This is a genomic window from Streptomyces sp. CRCS-T-1 (assembly GCF_024442335.1).
Classification (GTDB): Bacteria; Actinomycetota; Actinomycetes; order Streptomycetales; family Streptomycetaceae; genus Streptomyces; species Streptomyces koelreuteriae.
This window is the reverse complement of the sequence record NZ_CP101651.1, coordinates 4,557,992-4,572,394: the sequence shown is the minus strand read 5'-3', so window position 1 is coordinate 4,572,394 and position 14,403 is coordinate 4,557,992. Positions and strand designations below refer to the sequence as shown.

The following is a 14,403-nucleotide window of genomic DNA, read 5'->3' as shown; positions in this document are numbered from 1 at the left end:
CCCGCGAGATACCACCGCCCCGGCCGGCCCCAAATTCATGTGCCGCACCCCGCACACCCCACTACCGTGCCGGGAGTGATCGACATCCCCCGCGAACTGGCAGCATCACAGGAGAAGTTCAACGGCGAGGCGGGCCGCGACTTCATCGCCGGGCTGCCGGAGCAGACGGCCCACTTCCTCGACCGCTGGAAGCTGAAACCCGACGGCCCTCCCATGCACGGCGTCTCCGCCCTGGTGCTCCCGGTGCTCCGCCCCGGCCACAGCCCCGCGGTCCTCAAGCTCCAGATCCTCGACGAGGAGAGCGAGGGCGAACCGGTGGCGCTGCGCGTCTGGAACGGTGGCGGAGCGGTCCGTCTCCTCGACCACGACGAGCCGACCGGCACCATGCTGCTGGAGCGTCTCGACGAGACCCGCATGCTGTCCCACGTGCCGGACACCCACCAGGCCGTCGTCACGATCGCGGAGCTCCTCGCCCACCTCACCTCCTTTCCCGCCCCGCCCGGCCTGCGCCGCCTCGGCGACATCGCCCGGGCCATGCTCGACCAGACCCCCTGGGCCCTCGCCCGCATCCCCGACCCCGAGTCCCGCCGCCTGGTCGCCGACTGCGCGGCCGCCGTACGCGAGGTCGTCGACGAACCGGGCGACCGCCTCCTGCACTGGGACCTCCACGACGAGAACGTCCTCGCCTCCGACCGCGCCCCCTGGCTCGCGATCGACCCCAAGCCCCTCGCGGGCGACCCCGGCTTCGAACTCTGGCCGGCCCTCGACAACCGCTACGACCCCGACGACATCCTCTGGCGCTTCGACGCCATGACCGACGTCCTCGCCCTGGACCGCCCCCGAGCCCGGGCCTGGACCCTCGCCCGCCTCCTCCAGAACACCCTGTGGGACATCGAGGACGACCGCCCCCTCGACAACGACCAGCTCGAAATCGCCCGCCGCCTGCGCAGCGCATGAAAAAGCCCAGGCCCGGAGAGGTCCGGCCTGGGCGGGAAGAGCCCCCTGTCGGATTCGAACCGACGACCTACGCATTACAAGTTGTCCGATCTTGGTCCGTCACAGTCCACAGCAGTTTCCTGACCCCACAAGACCGTGCTTAACGGGCTCAGCGGTCACCTGCGGACGTTGTCGGATCGCTGCGGACCTCGCACTCAATGAGACCGCAAGTGAGACCCACCCGCCGGCTCCTGGGGTGCTGGGCTCCTGCCAGCCACCAACCTCACTATCACCAGCCATGTCCATGCGACATGCTGCATGAGCGCCCTCACGACACAATCGTTGCCACGACGCGACCACCCAAGTACATGCCGCCCTCGTCTCACGCAGAATTCGATCAAGCGCTCACCGCGCACGCGCGTCCAAGACTGCACCGAAGTGAGTGACGAGCTTCACGCCCCCCGACTGGTTCGCTACGCTATGAACTTACGTACCAACCGTGAGTGAAGACGCTGGTCGACGCCCAGCGGGGGTGGGGTGTAGTCAAATGCACAGGCGGTCCGTTATCATATCGTGACCTTCTCTCGTTACCGTGAAAGAGCCCAACTTCTCCACACACAGTCGTCGGTCAGTGCACTCTGGGTGTGAGGGGGGATATGGCGTTCGGCTGGAGACGCAAGAGAGAGCACCTCGAAGACGATCTTGAGCTGTCTCAGTACGGAAACAACACTCGTCCGAAGGGCGGACCAGCGTTTCGCGCTTCCCCCCGAGACAGGGACAAGGGGGAAGTCTCGATGACGCGAGGGCGGCTGTCTGCTGAACGAGCGCACAGGGTGGTAGGTCTTCAGGCGCCACGTGAGGGGGATGGCGTGAGATGGACCACAGTGGGGAGACTCAGAGAGTCTGGTTTCGTAGTAGTGCCTAAGCCCACACAGGGCAACCCGAACCATGTTGTGGTGTCAATCCCAGGTCGCGGCGACTGGGCGCCGGAAGATGCGAAGCGCTTTGACCAGTGCTTCACTGAAGATCCGGAGTGGCTGGAGAGTGTTTCGACGCACTCCCGGAAGGAAGGGAACGGGTAGGTGATGGAACGAATCGTTCTGGAGCTTGAAGCTCGGCCGTGGCTTCCCTCTAACTCCGTTCGCATGATCCGTGAGCTGAACTACTACGACATGCCGACAGAGGGCATCCTGAGGCACCGCTTCCTGCCGCGCTACTACTTCTTTGCCTGCATCGATGGTGCCGTGAATGAGTACAGCATGTGGGTGTACGTGTCGATTTCACGGTCTGAGGCTCGCCAGCTCAAGAAGCTGCATGGCAATGCGCTTAGGCACTTCGAGGCAGGGCTGCTGGTCAACCGCCCTGTAGACGCGGTCATGGCCCATGAGGACCGAGGCATTGTGCAAAAGGGGCAGGCGAAGATCGTAGTGGAAGGGCCACTTCCCGCATCCGAGCCTACGTTGGCACAAGAGGCTTGGTCCTCTGTAAACAAGCAGATCAGGGCGGAAGCTGGCGCAATCGAGCGCATGGTGCCCTGCTAGTCGTTGCCGGACGCCAGTTGGGGCGGGCTGCAGCCCGCCCCAACTGGCGTCCGTGGCTGGTGCTTGCTGGCGAGTTGACCGCACCTTTCACCTCGGCATGAATCCGAGGATCAGAGAGCCTGCCTGCTCAGTCTGCGGACCTCATCACTTGAGCGAGCCGCTAACGAGCCTCTTCGCCCAGCGCTCAAAGAAGGTCGGGGATGGTCCGTCCGTCCTCCCTCCGCGCCGGTCATGAGTCGTGGGAGTGTTAGATCTAGCGACGAGCGAGCGGAGAGGGAGAGCGAGTGTCACGGCAGGCCAACCCTCGGGGGACCTTCCTGAAGATCGCCGACACTCTGAAAGCCTGGATCGAAACGAACCCAGCCATGGCGGAACTGCCGGCTCTCTCTGAGGTAATGAGGGATCACGAGGTTTCCCGGGGGGTCGCGCTCCGTGCTTTCGCTGTGCTGAGGCAGGAGGGTGTGGCTGAACCGGTGCCGGGCGGACGGTGGCGTGTCATACGCGCTGGGGTGGCGGTCGAACGGCGCCCGCTCGAACAGCGGATCGCGGACATCATCACGGCTGACGGTCTCGAAGTGGGGCAACCATTCCCCAGCACTTCTGTGCTGGCAGAACGGTTCGGGGTCTCACGCCCCACAGTGACCAAGGCACTGGAGAAGTTGGAGACCGCCGGCATGCTGGCGGGGGGCGGACAGGGCAGGGTGCGGACGGTCCGCGCTGTGCCGACGCGAGAGGAGCGTTCATAGCTTGCCGAAGTTGACCGAGTGGGCCTATCCCCTGGCTGAGTCCCTGCTCGCCGAGCCATTGCCGCGGCGGTGGAAGCACTGCCTGGGGGTCGCCGAGAGGGCGCGCACGATCGCGCTCGTCCTCGGACAGGACGCGGACCTGTTGGAGGCCGCGGCGGTCCTGCACGACATCGGCTACGCGCCGGACCTCGCCAAGACCGGCTTTCACCCGCTGGACGGCGCGCGCTACCTCCGGGACGTGGCCAGCGCCGACGAACGGGTCATCAACCTCGTCGCCCACCACTCCTGCGCCTGGATGGAGGCGGACGCGCGCGGCATGCGCGAGGAGCTGGAGGGCGAGTTCCCTCGCGAGAGCGCGCACCTGAACGACGCGCTCTGCTACTGCGACATGAACACCACACCAGACGGCACGTCTACGAACCCGATCGACCGGATCAACGAGATCGCCGGTCGGTACGGGCCGGACAGCCTGATCGGGCAGTTCATCCGCCGGGCCGAACCGGAGATCCTGGCCTGTACATCCCGCGTACTCGAACGGGTCGCCACAGTCAAGCGTCAGCCGATGTAGGGAGCAGTGCGCGCCCGGTCCAGGGCGTGCTCGATCCGGAGCCGCATCGTGGGGTGCACGTCCAACGTCGTCAGGTCCGCTGGGTCGACCCAGCGGACCTGAGTCGTCTCGTTGCTCGTGCGGAGTTCACCTCCGACCGGCCGCGCGCGAAAGCAGATGCTGAACTGCTGGCGTACCTCTCCGTCGTCGTACTGCATCACATGCCCGGGGTCCGTGTAGATCCCGGACATGTTGACGACTTCCGCCTTGATCCCGGTCTCTTCCCAGACTTCGCGCACGACAGTGTCGCTGATCGACTCCCCCACGTCGTGACCGCCACCAGGCAGTGCCCAGCGCCCGTTGTCGGAGCGCTGAATCATCAGCACCTGTCCTGCATCCCTCTGCACGAACGCGACGACGGACGGCACGACCGAGTTGGCCGGCGGGGCGTCCGGGTCGTGCAAGTAGTCGATGCGTCCCATGCTCAAGCTCCCGTGATGTCGCGTTCGGTTACTGGCCTGGCGCCTTCCCAGGTCTGCTGAACGCTATTGGCGAAGGTGTCGAACAGACCACCACCTGGGAGGCGCCGCAGATGGAACACCGGTGCCATGTAGGCGCCGATGCCGTACACGTGGGTGTTGGCCAACATCTCGTCATCAGCCCGGTAGATCGAGTTGTAAAGCACCGTGTCGTGCAGGCGGAAGGCAATCTCGGGGTGGCTGGTGAACAGTGGGCGGTAGTTCACCAACGCATTACGGATCTTGCCATCCATGATGCGATGCCCTTCGTCGATGCCGCGTCGGACGACGGCTTCGCACTCCGGATCGCCCATCAGCACTCGAATGCGGACGCCGCTCTCGGCCTTCTCCTTCAGCGTCGAGAAGAAGAGCGGGTCCTCCGCCAGGTAGATACCGGCGTACACGAGGATGTCGATGCGCTCCGTGGCGCGCTCGCACATCTGGCGCCAGAGGGCTGACGGCACGACGTGCCGGTGGGGGTAGACAGCCGCGATCTCCGCTTTGGTTAGATCCGCTGCGCTTTCGACAGCACGGCTGTCATCCCACAGCGTCGTCACGTCGACGTTCAGCGCCGCCGCCGTTGCGTACTGGTGACGCCGGTACGGGACTTTGCCCTGCGTGATCCAGCGTTCGATCGTCTTCGGGATGACGCCGATCTCTTCGGCGAGGCTCTGCACGGTCATGCCGCGGGCGAGGAGGGCGGACCGTAAACGTTCGTTCGACATCTGCACCCCCGTAGGGACTTCTAGGGACTTCTTGACCGTAACTAGAAGACCGACAGCTGTCTATGCGCGGGGTAACCAACTCCCCTGACCAGCAGCGATTCTGAATGTGCGCCAAGAAGTTCCGGCGCGAAACCAGGAGGTTCCGTCGGCGTACTTGACGGACCCTCATGCAGTACCTGTAAAACAGGTACTGCACATGCCGACCACCTCGGTCGGAACGCGGCTTCATGCCGCATGCGCAGAAGGCGGGGACGCTGCAATCCCGCTGAAGGCCAGGCAGAACAGGGCTTCGGCCCGTACTGGCGAGGTGGCCCGGCGACCGCGAGCAACGGCCGGAGGGTGGGGACGTGGTCCCCCTTGCAGTGCTTCATCCCTGTTCATCTCGCCTGAGAGGTATTCCAGTGCACCGACGAAGACCATGGGCGCCGCCGTCATGGACCGGCCGGCGGGCGCCAGGACGTCACCCGGGTCCGTGAGCGGCACGCACGCTCACGGCCGAACGGTCCGCTCTCGTCCTGCCATCGCAGCGGCTAGCGCTGCGGCCGGTTGCCTCCCTCGCCCGTCCGGGCCCGCGTACCGCGCGGGGTCCGTACGGGCGGGGTGTGGGGAGCCGAGACGTTCCCCGCTTCAACGGCGAGCGGCCCCCGGGGTGCCACCCGGGAGCCGCGGTCGGGCCGTTCACCCTTCGAGAGGAACCACGACCCATGAAGATTCTCCCCCTTCACTCGCAGTCCGACATCGACGCGGCCGAGCAGGACCGCGAGCCGTCGTTTGCGGAGCTGGATGCGATCGAGCAGGAGATGCCGCTGATCGAGGCTGACGTCGAGTTGCTTGACGCGCAGATCAGTCTGCTGGACAGGCCGGTCACGGCGTTCGACGCGCGGCGGCTGCGGCGGGCCCGGCGTCAGGTGCTGGTCGCCCGTCGGGACCTGACCAACAAGATTGTGGCGGGGGCGGCATGAGCGCGTCCGCCTACGTCGACACCGGGTCGACAGGCGTCGAGTCCCGGTCGACGCCCGTCAATGCCGAGCACGGGATCACGGTCATCGCGGCCGTACTCACGGTGGTGCTCACGGCGGTGGCGTTCTGGCTGTCCTACGAGCACTTGCAGGAAGTCGCCGCCGAACACGGCATGGCCGACGCCGTCGCCCGCTCGTGGGCGTGGCCGGCCACCGTGGATCTGTTCATCGTGATCGGTGAGCTGTTGATCCTGCGTGCCTCGCTTGCCCACAAGGTCGACTGGTGGGCAATCGGCCTGGTCACCGCAGGTGACGGGGCCTCGATCGCGCTGAACGTGGCCGGGGTCGGCAAGGACGCCAACGCCCTGGACTACGTGGTCGCCGCCGTTCCGCCGGTGGCGGCACTACTGGCGTTCGGCGCGCTGATGCGGCAGGTGCATGCCTACCTCGCCCGCAAGGCATTGACGGGCGTCACCACCCCGCCGCCGGGCGTCAACGAACCCTCGACGCCCGTCAACGTCAGCGTCGACCGGCCGCCGGCCGCACCCGCAGCGCCGTCCCTGTCGGAGCCGGAAGCGGCGGGGGAGTTGCCCGTTCTGCCGGTGGGCGTCGAGGGCGCATCGGCGCCCGTCGATGCCGAGCCGGTTGCCGTCGAAGCGCGTTCGACGGCCGTCGACCTATGCATGCCGGTGATCTACCCGAACCGGGTCGATCAGGTGGTGCGGGCGCTGTACGGGACCGACTTCACTCAGCCGAACACCGCCCGCATGACGATGGCCATGGCCGGGCTCGGTCTCGGTGCATCGGAGTCGACGGCCCGCACGGCGCGCGGCCGGGTCAAGGCGCGTGAGCCGTACCTTGCCGACTTCCCCACCGCGATCGCCGGTTGAGGGGGTTGAGGTGACTGCACGCAACAAGCGGCGCCAGTCGGCCGGGGACATGTTCCCCGGCATGCCCTCCCTGCTGCCGAAGAAGCCGCCCAAGGCGGAAGCCGAACCCGAGGCGATGACCTTGGATGAGGCGATCGCTCGCTCGTTCGCGATCTATGACCGGGTGCTGGCCGCGTTCCCGGTCGTGGCCACGATCGGGCTGTTCTCCGGCGGCAACGACTCCGTGGTCGTCAACCATCTCTTCCGACACCGGGTGGATGCGATCGCGCACGTCAACACCGGAACCGGGATCCCGGAGACCACCCAGCACGTCCGGGACGTGGTCGCCGCCTGGGGCCTGCCCCTGCACGAGCTGCACCCGAAGAACTCCTACCGGGATCTCGTGCTGGGCAACGTGCTCTCCACTCGGGGCCAGAACATTGGCCGGCAGGTGTGGAAGGGCTTCCCCGGCCCGGCCGGGCACAGCGTGATGTACCGCAGGTTGAAGGATGAGCCGCTGCAGCGCCTGCGCGGGCAGATCATCGGCCGTCACGGGCGTAGTCGCAATGCCGTCTACCTGGGCGGCATGCGCTGGGCGGAAACCGACCGGCGCTTCCGCAACGCCGAAGAGGTCGACCGCGAGGGCGCCCTGCTCTGGGTGTCCCCGATCGTGCACTGGACCGATGCCCACATGCGCGAATACCGCGACCGGCACCGCTGCACCCTCCCGCACCAACACGCCGAGCACCAACTGTGCTGGCTGGACGCGCTGCCGCTGAACGAAGTCACCGTTCACCTGCACATGTCCGGGGAGTGCCTGTGCGGAGCGTTCGCCAAGCCCAATGAGCTCGATGAGATCGAGTTCTTCTACCCCCACGCCGCCAAGCCCCTGCGGGAGCTTGAGCGCGAGGCCGAAGCGCTCGGTCTGCCCGCCTGCAAGTGGGGTCAGCGTCCGCCCGGCCCGCGCAGTCGCCGCCCGGCCGGGCGGCTCTGCCGCAAGTGCGACGGCATCGAGGGCCAAGCCGACCTGCTCGCCGAATGGCGCGAGTCCGGCCTGATCACCCCGAATCAGTTCGCCACCTTCACCCGCACCGACGAACAGCCCGCCGCCTGAAACCCACCGACTTCATCGGGAGTTCGCTGTGTCCAGCCGTACCCGTGCCCGCTCCGTGAAGACGGCGGCGGGCGTCCACACCGTCCGTATCCCTCGTCAGCGTGGCCGCCGTTCCGACCCGTTCGTGATCGTCGTCCCCGAGCGCCCCTCCCTGACCCGCGAGGCCCTCGGCTTCATCGGTCGTGGCCTGTGGCACTTCCGCCGCGCCCTCGCCCCCACCGGCCTCTCCGTGCTCGCGTTCCTGGTGGCCGGGCTCCTGCACGCCATCGCCTGGTGGTCGTCCCTGGTTGTCGCCCCCGTGGCGGCGGTGCCGGTGGTGTGGCTGCTGGTCATGCAGCGCCGTCGCCCGGCCCGCGCCGCCGCGCTCGGCTGGCGCATCGGCCTGACCGTGCTTGCCACGGCCGCCGCTGTGTGGCTGGCGCTGGCCGCCGGGTTCGGGCCGCTGAACGGATCGCTCGCGCTGCTGTGGCTGCTCATCCTCATCGCCGCGCAGACCGCGTGGCTCATCATCCGCCCGTCCCACTGACCTGAGGAGATCGCCACATGGCAGACAACGGATCCGCCAACCGGGCCGCCAACCGGCGCTACCGCCAGGCCCAGCACGCCGGCCGCCCGCTCATCGACGAGACCGGCCACAAGAGCAACAAGTTCGCCAACGCCGGGGCCGTCGCCGGCGGCTTCGTCGGGGCGCTGGGCGGCTCGATGGTCCCACCGATCAACGTCACCGTGAACAACAACAAGCGCGGCTCCGGCTCGAACGGGCGCCGGTCGCACGCCGAAGCCCTGCTCCCCGCACCCGACTTCACCTCCCCCGCGCAGGTGCGGAACTACTGCAACACCCTGCGGGCCGCGGCCGTGACGCTCTCGATCGAGGTCGCTATGGGCACCGAGATCCTCAAGGGCGTCCTCGCCGCCGTGCCGGACCCCGAGGGCCGCGCGTTCGGCTCCCGGATCCGCGCGGCCAAGGTCGCCCGGAAGATGAACAAAGCCGCCGATGACCTGCGCAGCGCCGCCAAGAACGCCGCCGCCTGCTACGCCACGTTCCAGCAGGAATTCGAGGAAGAGATCAACCGCGTCCGTCACCGTGCCCGCAAGCCGAAGCAGCCGGTCATGAACTGGGACCAGCAGTAAGGAGGCCGACCCATGGCAAGGAACAGCAACGGCCGCGTGCGGCACACCGACTTCCTCGACAACGGCCTCGTCGCCGAATACCGAGGCGACGGCCTCCTCCCCGGCCAGTCCCCCGCCGGCGGCGGGGTGGGCGGCTACCTCCTGTCCCGGGCGATGCCGCACCTGCCACCGTGGCTGGCCGCCGCCGGCATCGGCATCGCCGGCGGGCTCGGCAGCCTGAAGTGGGAGGAAAGCGCGGCGGCCGGGGTCGGCCTCACCCTCGCCTCCGTCATGCTCACCGGAGCCACCTGGTGGATGGGCAAGTCCACCACCGCCCAGCGCCGCCTCCACTCCGCGATCACGGTGGCGTCCGCATCGGCCTGGACCACGGCCGCGTGCCTGGCCGGGCCCACCGCCGGACCGCTGCCCGACCTGTACATGATGGGCGCCCCGGCACTGGCGCTCTCGTGGAACATCCGCATGATCCTGCGCCGCAACCACGAGGCCCCCGGCGAGAGCGGCGACAAGGGCCTGCTGGAGAAGGTCGGGCTCGCCCGGGCGCAGATCGGGCAGGCGAAGGTGGAGCCCAACCGGGTCACCGCCCCGCTCGCGGTAGAGGCCGGTGAGCAGACCAACGACGACGTGTCCAAGGCCCTGGCCCGGATCGCCTCCGCCCTCGACCTGCCCACCTCCGCCGTGCGCTACCAGCCCGACCCTGACTCCTCCCGGCGCGGGGAACTGGTCATCGTGCCTGAGGACATGCTCGCCCAGGCCGCGTACTGGGAGGGACCGTCGAACCTCGGTGGTTCGATCGCCGATCCGCTGGTGATCGGCCGCTACGACGACGGCTCCCCGATGTACCTGTGGCTGCCCGGGGACCCAGACGCCGGCCGCAACGGCACGCACGTGCTGGTTGCGGGCGGCACCGGGTCGGGCAAGGGCGAGACGGCCCTGAACCTCCAGACGGAGATCCTGTCCCGGCGGGATGTGCTGCTGTGGCTGTCGGATCCGAAGATGTTCCAGGACTTCCGCCCGCTGCTGCCCGGCATCGACTGGGCCGCCGAAGGCGGAACCCCCACCGAAGTCATGGTGGAAGCGATCCAGGCCGTCATCCCCGCCCGCACCCGGTGGCTGGGACAGCACAACTACCGCCAATGGGTCCCCGCGGCCGCCGAAGTGCAGAACGATCCCAAGCACTCGTGCCGGCCGGACGGCCGTGCCTGCGGCTGCCCCGGCACGCCGTACCTGGTGGCGTGGATGGAGGAGGCCGCCAGCACCCTGCGGGCCCTGGGGGACGACGCGTTCACGGGCATCGCGCAGGAGGCCCGGTCCGCCGGTGTCTCGCTGATCGTGTCGCTTCAGCGGCCGTCGTATGACCAGATGTCCACCAGCACGCGGGCCTCTCTGCCGTCGGTGATCGCGCTCGGCTGCGACCCGCGTGATGAGTCGTTCTCCCTGCCGGACACGGTGCTGGACGCGGGCGCCCACCCCGGCGCCTGGGGCAACCGCCGCCCGGGCTACTGCTACCTCGTCACCCCGGGCATCGACGAGACCCGCTACGCCTCACCCGGCCGCACCTGGGGATTCGGCCGCGACGCGATCTCCCGCATGGAGGTCCTCGCCGACTGGGCACAACGCAACGGCGCCGAGGCCGACCCCGTCACCGCCGGGGCCGCCTCCAGCGTCGCCGGCAACGCCTACACCGGCCGCAGCCTCCCCTACGGCAATCCCACCGCGCACACCGCCACGGATGAGGACGACATGGACGACACCGGGTACGGGCCCCTGGTCGACCCCGAGGACGACCACATCGACCCCGAAGCCGAACTCCCCGAGCCCGAGCAGGGCGACGACGCCCCGATCTTCGGACAGGACAGTGGCCGCAAGCCGAAGCCGGACGAGGCCCGGCGCCTGTTCGCCCAGGCGCTGGAAGAGTTCGAGCGGGACGGGCACATGGTCGTCGGTCCCAAGGACTTCAACGACTGGTGCGACCGCAACCAGCTCTCCCGGCCGTGGGTCTCCGCACGGCTCAAGGAGGCCTACGAGGACGGCCGCCTGGAGCCGACGAACACCACCGGCCGGTGGCGCATCGTCCCGGCCCTGACGGCCGCCTGACGCCTGACACCGTCACGGCCCCCTGACACCCAAACCCCTAGGCACACGCGGTGTCACGCACTCCTGACACCACCCGCTGACACCCCCTGACACCCCACCCGAACGGGCCCGCGCCACCACCGTGACGCGGGCCCGCCCCCATCCCGGAGGCAACCACCGTGGCCCGCCCCGAACAGCCCACGGCCATCGAAGTCCACCACCCCCAGCCGATACCGACGCACCTGCCGGCCGCGCCGATCGTCCCCGTCCAGCCGCACACCGTGCCGGCCGTCGCGAGCGTGGTCCTGCCCGACGGGCGAGTCGTCACCGGCTACGCCATCAACCCCGTCCAGCCCGAACCGATCGCGACCAAGCCGCCGATCTCCCGCACGGCCGTGAACGTCGCCCTCGGCGGCATCGGGTTCCTCGCCGTCTGCGGCGGCCTGCTGCTGCTCACCTCGTTCATCGCGGCCCTAACCGCGTTCGTCACCCAGCTCATCACCCTCGCCGCCGTCATCTTCGGCGGCTGGATCACCGTGCAGGTCTTCAGCGCGAGCGGCCACCAGGGCGGAACCACGGTCAACATCCGCAAGGCCGTCATCAAGCGGAACAAGTTCCACAGCTAGCTACGCCAAGGGCGGTCCCCACATCTCGCCAAAGACCCGGGACCGCCCTTGCCCAACCAGCCCACTACAGACCTGTTGGAGGGCACCCAGCATGACCCATCCCACCAGCGTCCGGCGAGTAGGCAGCATCCTGACTGCCGATCTGGCCTGTCTGCCGCTGTTAGCCTCCGCCCTCACGGCGGCTGAGCGCGGCTGGCCGGTCATCCCGCTGCACCCGTACGCGAAGCGGCCGGCCGGGCACGCCGAACGGGCCTGCCCCGGCACCGGGCGCTGCGCGAGCGGGCACCGCAAGCCCGAGCAGCGCGCCACCACCACCCCCGACCTGATCCACGCCACATGGGCGACGCGCCCCTACAACGTCGGCATCGCGACCGGCCCGGCCGGACTGCTCGTCATCGACCTCGACGTGTGCAAGCCCGAAGAGCCAGAAGGAGCGCCTGACGGCGCCACTTCCCTCGAAGCGCTCTGCGAGCGCACCGGCCAGACCGTCCCCACCACCTACCGGGTGCGGACCGCACGCGGCGGGGAACACCTGTACTTCACCGCCCCGCCCGGGGTGCGGCTGAAGAACAGCGCCAACCGTCTCGGGCCACACATCGACACCCGCGCCTGGGGCGGCTACGTCGTCGCCCCCGGCAGCACCACCCCCGACGGCACCTACGAGGTGACCGACGAGGCGCCCGTGGCTCCGCTCCCGGCATGGCTGGCCCCACTGCTCACAGAGCAGCCCAAGCCCGCCGTCGTGGAACTGGCGCCCGTGCGGGACGGCACCCGCGCCGCCCAGGTGGCTCTGGAACGCGAATGCGCGGTCATCACAGGCGCGACCGAGGGCGGGCCCAACGGCCGCAACAACACCCTGCACAAGAGCGCCTGCAAGGTCGCACGGTTCGTCGCATGGGGCCACCTCCCCCGGGACGTGGCAGAGCAGGCAATCCAGGCGGCGGGGGAGACTACCGGCCTGCCGCCGGCCGAGTGCCGCGCGACCATCCGCAGCGCCATGGACTGGGTCATCGCCCACGCCACACCACGGCAGGCAGCCTCATGACCGGCCCCAACTCCCCCCACCTGGACTGCCCCACAGCCCCCACCACCGGCCCGCGCGCCGCTCCACAGCCTGTGGACCCGGCGGCCCTGGGCGAGCCGAAAGGCGCCGCCCGCAAGGGCGTCCCCACTGCCCTTCGCTCGAACCGGTCCCCGGCACGGCCGGGAGCCGACCCGACACCGGACGCCCCCGGCATCCGGATCTTCGCCCCGCCCGTCTACCGGCACCACTACGACGGCGCCCGCTGGTCCACCAAGCCCGGCGCCCTGCCCACTGCCGCCTACGCCTGCCCCTGCGGACAGACCGGCGCAGCCCGCGGCAAGGACGCCGTGGCCGCCTTGGTCGCCGACTACGACGCCCACCAGCACGCCTGCAAGGGAGCTCCCGCCCCGCACACCGAAAGGAGGAACGCCGCATGACCGACAACACTCAGGCCGCCCCGTCCATCGACGGCGCCGCCCTGCTCAACGAGGTCGAAGCGTTCCACCGCCGCTTCAACGTCTTCCCGACCGAGGCCGCCTACGTCGCCGTCACCCTGTGGGACGCGCACGCGCACCTGCTGGACGCGTTCGAGTCCACCCCCCGCCTGGCGTTCCTCTCCCCCGAGCCGGGCTCCGGCAAGACCCGCGCGCTGGAGATCTGCGGAACTCTGGTCCCGCAGCCCATGGTGGCCGTCAACGCCTCGCCCGCCGCCCTGTTCCGCGCAGTCTCCGGAATGGAGGACGGACGGCCCACGATCCTCTTCGACGAGATCGATACCGTGTTCGGCCCCAAGGCCAAGGACAACGAGGAACTGCGCGGCCTGCTCAACGCCGGTCACCGCCGAACCGGTGTCTCGTACCGGTGCGTTGGGGACGGTGGCAACCAGAGCGTGCAGGCGTTTCCCTCGTACGCCGCGGTCGCTGTCGCCGGTCTCGGCTGGCTCCCGGACACGATCCTGACCCGCTCGGTCATCATCCGCATGCGCCGGCGGGCCCCCAACGAGACCGTGGAATCCTTCCGGAGCCGTCTTCACGAACCCCAGGGGCGCGCCCTGCGCAAACAGCTCGCCGCCTGGGCGGACACCGTCCGCGACCAGGTGCAGGACGCCTTCCCCGAGATGCCCGAGGGCGTCTCGGACCGGCCGGCGGACGTGTGGGAACCGCTGCTCGCCATCGCCGACGCTGCCGGAGGCGACTGGCCACAGCGAGCGCGCGAAGCGTGCGCCGAGTTGGTCGCCGCCGCCACCGTGGGGGACAAGGCGTCCCTGGGCATCCGGCTGCTGACCGACCTGCGCGACATGGTGTTCAACGGCGCCGACCGGATGCCAACCGCGCAGATCCTCGCCGCGCTCAACGCCATGGACGAGGCGCCCTGGGCCGACATGGGCGGCAAGCCGCTCGACTCCCGGCAACTCGCCAAGCGGCTCGGGGAGTACGTCACCGCCGACAACACCCCGATCAGGGCCCGCAACATCCGCACCGGCGCCGGAGTCGTCAAGGGCTACTACGCCGCCGACCTGCACGACGCGTGGAAGCGCTACTGCCCCGCGCCGACGGAGTCCGCTACACCCGCCACGACCACCGACTGACCACCC

General features: G+C 69.1%; 16 protein-coding genes. 14 read left to right on the top strand and 2 right to left on the bottom strand.

Features of this window, described 5'->3' with window-relative positions; all coding sequences use genetic code 11:
• Positions 1 to 66: 66 nt before the first annotated feature.
• From NNW99_RS20820 to NNW99_RS20805, 4 genes are all read left to right on the top strand, one after another.
• Positions 67 to 957: an aminoglycoside phosphotransferase family protein gene (locus tag NNW99_RS20820; protein ID WP_370869148.1), complete on the top strand. Its 891-nt coding sequence runs from the start codon at positions 67 to 69 to the stop codon at positions 955 to 957.
• A 1,124-nt stretch (positions 958 to 2,081) separates the two neighbouring features.
• The gene (locus tag NNW99_RS20815) at positions 2,082 to 2,477 is read left to right on the top strand and encodes a hypothetical protein (protein ID WP_255986516.1); all 396 of its coding nucleotides are present in this window, start codon (positions 2,082 to 2,084) and stop codon (positions 2,475 to 2,477) included.
• 284 nt (positions 2,478 to 2,761) lie between these two features.
• The gene (locus NNW99_RS20810) at positions 2,762 to 3,223 is read left to right on the top strand and encodes a GntR family transcriptional regulator (protein WP_215120638.1); all 462 of its coding nucleotides are present in this window, start codon (positions 2,762 to 2,764) and stop codon (positions 3,221 to 3,223) included.
• Position 3,224: 1 nt separating this feature from the next.
• Positions 3,225 to 3,791, top strand: a complete 567-nt coding sequence (locus NNW99_RS20805) for an HD domain-containing protein (RefSeq protein WP_215120637.1) — start codon at positions 3,225 to 3,227, stop codon at positions 3,789 to 3,791.
• Here NNW99_RS20805 and NNW99_RS20800 read toward each other — a convergent pair.
• Positions 3,779 to 4,252: an NUDIX domain-containing protein gene (locus tag NNW99_RS20800; RefSeq protein ID WP_215120636.1), complete on the bottom strand. Its 474-nt coding sequence runs from the start codon at positions 4,250 to 4,252 to the stop codon at positions 3,779 to 3,781. The two genes, NNW99_RS20805 and NNW99_RS20800, sit on opposite strands and share 13 nt — an antisense overlap.
• A gap of 2 nt (positions 4,253 to 4,254) precedes the next feature.
• Complete coding sequence (locus tag NNW99_RS20795) at positions 4,255 to 5,013, bottom strand: XRE family transcriptional regulator (protein WP_215120635.1); 759 nt, start codon at positions 5,011 to 5,013, stop codon at positions 4,255 to 4,257.
• A 704-nt stretch (positions 5,014 to 5,717) separates the two neighbouring features.
• On the opposite strand from NNW99_RS20795, the gene NNW99_RS20790 reads away from it, so the two are divergent.
• The 10 genes from NNW99_RS20790 to NNW99_RS20745 all read left to right on the top strand — a co-directional run bounded on the left by NNW99_RS20790 (position 5,718) and on the right by NNW99_RS20745 (position 14,397).
• Positions 5,718 to 5,975, top strand: coding sequence for a DUF6284 family protein (locus NNW99_RS20790; RefSeq protein WP_215120634.1), 258 nt, complete (start codon positions 5,718 to 5,720; stop codon positions 5,973 to 5,975).
• A complete protein-coding gene (locus NNW99_RS20785) occupies positions 5,972 to 6,862 on the top strand; it encodes a DUF2637 domain-containing protein (RefSeq protein WP_215120633.1) in 891 nt (296 codons plus the stop codon). Before NNW99_RS20790 ends, NNW99_RS20785 begins: the two co-directional genes overlap by 4 nt.
• A gap of 61 nt (positions 6,863 to 6,923) precedes the next feature.
• A complete protein-coding gene (locus NNW99_RS20780) occupies positions 6,924 to 7,955 on the top strand; it encodes a phosphoadenosine phosphosulfate reductase family protein (RefSeq protein ID WP_215120632.1) in 1,032 nt (343 codons plus the stop codon).
• Positions 7,956 to 7,983: 28 nt separating this feature from the next.
• Entirely contained in the window at positions 7,984 to 8,481 is a 498-nt protein-coding gene (locus NNW99_RS20775; protein ID WP_215120631.1) for a hypothetical protein, read from the top strand.
• 17 nt (positions 8,482 to 8,498) lie between these two features.
• A complete protein-coding gene (traA, locus tag NNW99_RS20770; protein WP_215120630.1) occupies positions 8,499 to 9,086 on the top strand; it encodes a plasmid transfer protein TraA in 588 nt (195 codons plus the stop codon).
• A 12-nt stretch (positions 9,087 to 9,098) separates the two neighbouring features.
• Positions 9,099 to 11,180: a plasmid transfer protein TraB gene (traB, locus tag NNW99_RS20765; protein WP_215120629.1), complete on the top strand. Its 2,082-nt coding sequence runs from the start codon at positions 9,099 to 9,101 to the stop codon at positions 11,178 to 11,180.
• Positions 11,181 to 11,338: 158 nt separating this feature from the next.
• Complete coding sequence (locus NNW99_RS20760) at positions 11,339 to 11,785, top strand: hypothetical protein (RefSeq protein ID WP_215120628.1); 447 nt, start codon at positions 11,339 to 11,341, stop codon at positions 11,783 to 11,785.
• Between the two features lie 91 nt (positions 11,786 to 11,876).
• A complete protein-coding gene (locus NNW99_RS20755; protein WP_251057879.1) occupies positions 11,877 to 12,830 on the top strand; it encodes a bifunctional DNA primase/polymerase in 954 nt (317 codons plus the stop codon).
• Complete coding sequence (locus tag NNW99_RS20750; protein WP_251057878.1) at positions 12,827 to 13,246, top strand: hypothetical protein; 420 nt, start codon at positions 12,827 to 12,829, stop codon at positions 13,244 to 13,246. Before NNW99_RS20755 ends, NNW99_RS20750 begins: the two co-directional genes overlap by 4 nt.
• A complete protein-coding gene (locus NNW99_RS20745) occupies positions 13,243 to 14,397 on the top strand; it encodes a DUF3631 domain-containing protein (protein WP_215120627.1) in 1,155 nt (384 codons plus the stop codon). Before NNW99_RS20750 ends, NNW99_RS20745 begins: the two co-directional genes overlap by 4 nt.
• Positions 14,398 to 14,403 lie beyond the last annotated feature (6 nt).

Bases quoted from the DNA above. Each gene is read 5' to 3' on its own strand.
- NNW99_RS20815 (WP_255986516.1), top strand. From the start codon at position 2,082: ATGATCCGTGAGCTGAACTACTACGACATGCCGACAGAGGGCATCCTG.
- NNW99_RS20800 (WP_215120636.1), bottom strand. From the start codon at position 4,252: ATGGGACGCATCGACTACTTGCACGACCCGGACGCCCCGCCGGCCAAC.
- NNW99_RS20795 (WP_215120635.1), bottom strand. From the start codon at position 5,013: ATGTCGAACGAACGTTTACGGTCCGCCCTCCTCGCCCGCGGCATGACC.
- NNW99_RS20790 (WP_215120634.1), top strand. From the start codon at position 5,718: ATGAAGATTCTCCCCCTTCACTCGCAGTCCGACATCGACGCGGCCGAG.
- NNW99_RS20785 (WP_215120633.1), top strand. From the start codon at position 5,972: ATGAGCGCGTCCGCCTACGTCGACACCGGGTCGACAGGCGTCGAGTCC.
- NNW99_RS20780 (WP_215120632.1), top strand. From the start codon at position 6,924: ATGCCCTCCCTGCTGCCGAAGAAGCCGCCCAAGGCGGAAGCCGAACCC.
- traA (WP_215120630.1), top strand. From the start codon at position 8,499: ATGGCAGACAACGGATCCGCCAACCGGGCCGCCAACCGGCGCTACCGC.
- traB (WP_215120629.1), top strand. From the start codon at position 9,099: ATGGCAAGGAACAGCAACGGCCGCGTGCGGCACACCGACTTCCTCGAC.
- NNW99_RS20755 (WP_251057879.1), top strand. From the start codon at position 11,877: ATGACCCATCCCACCAGCGTCCGGCGAGTAGGCAGCATCCTGACTGCC.
- NNW99_RS20750 (WP_251057878.1), top strand. From the start codon at position 12,827: ATGACCGGCCCCAACTCCCCCCACCTGGACTGCCCCACAGCCCCCACC.
- NNW99_RS20745 (WP_215120627.1), top strand. From the start codon at position 13,243: ATGACCGACAACACTCAGGCCGCCCCGTCCATCGACGGCGCCGCCCTG.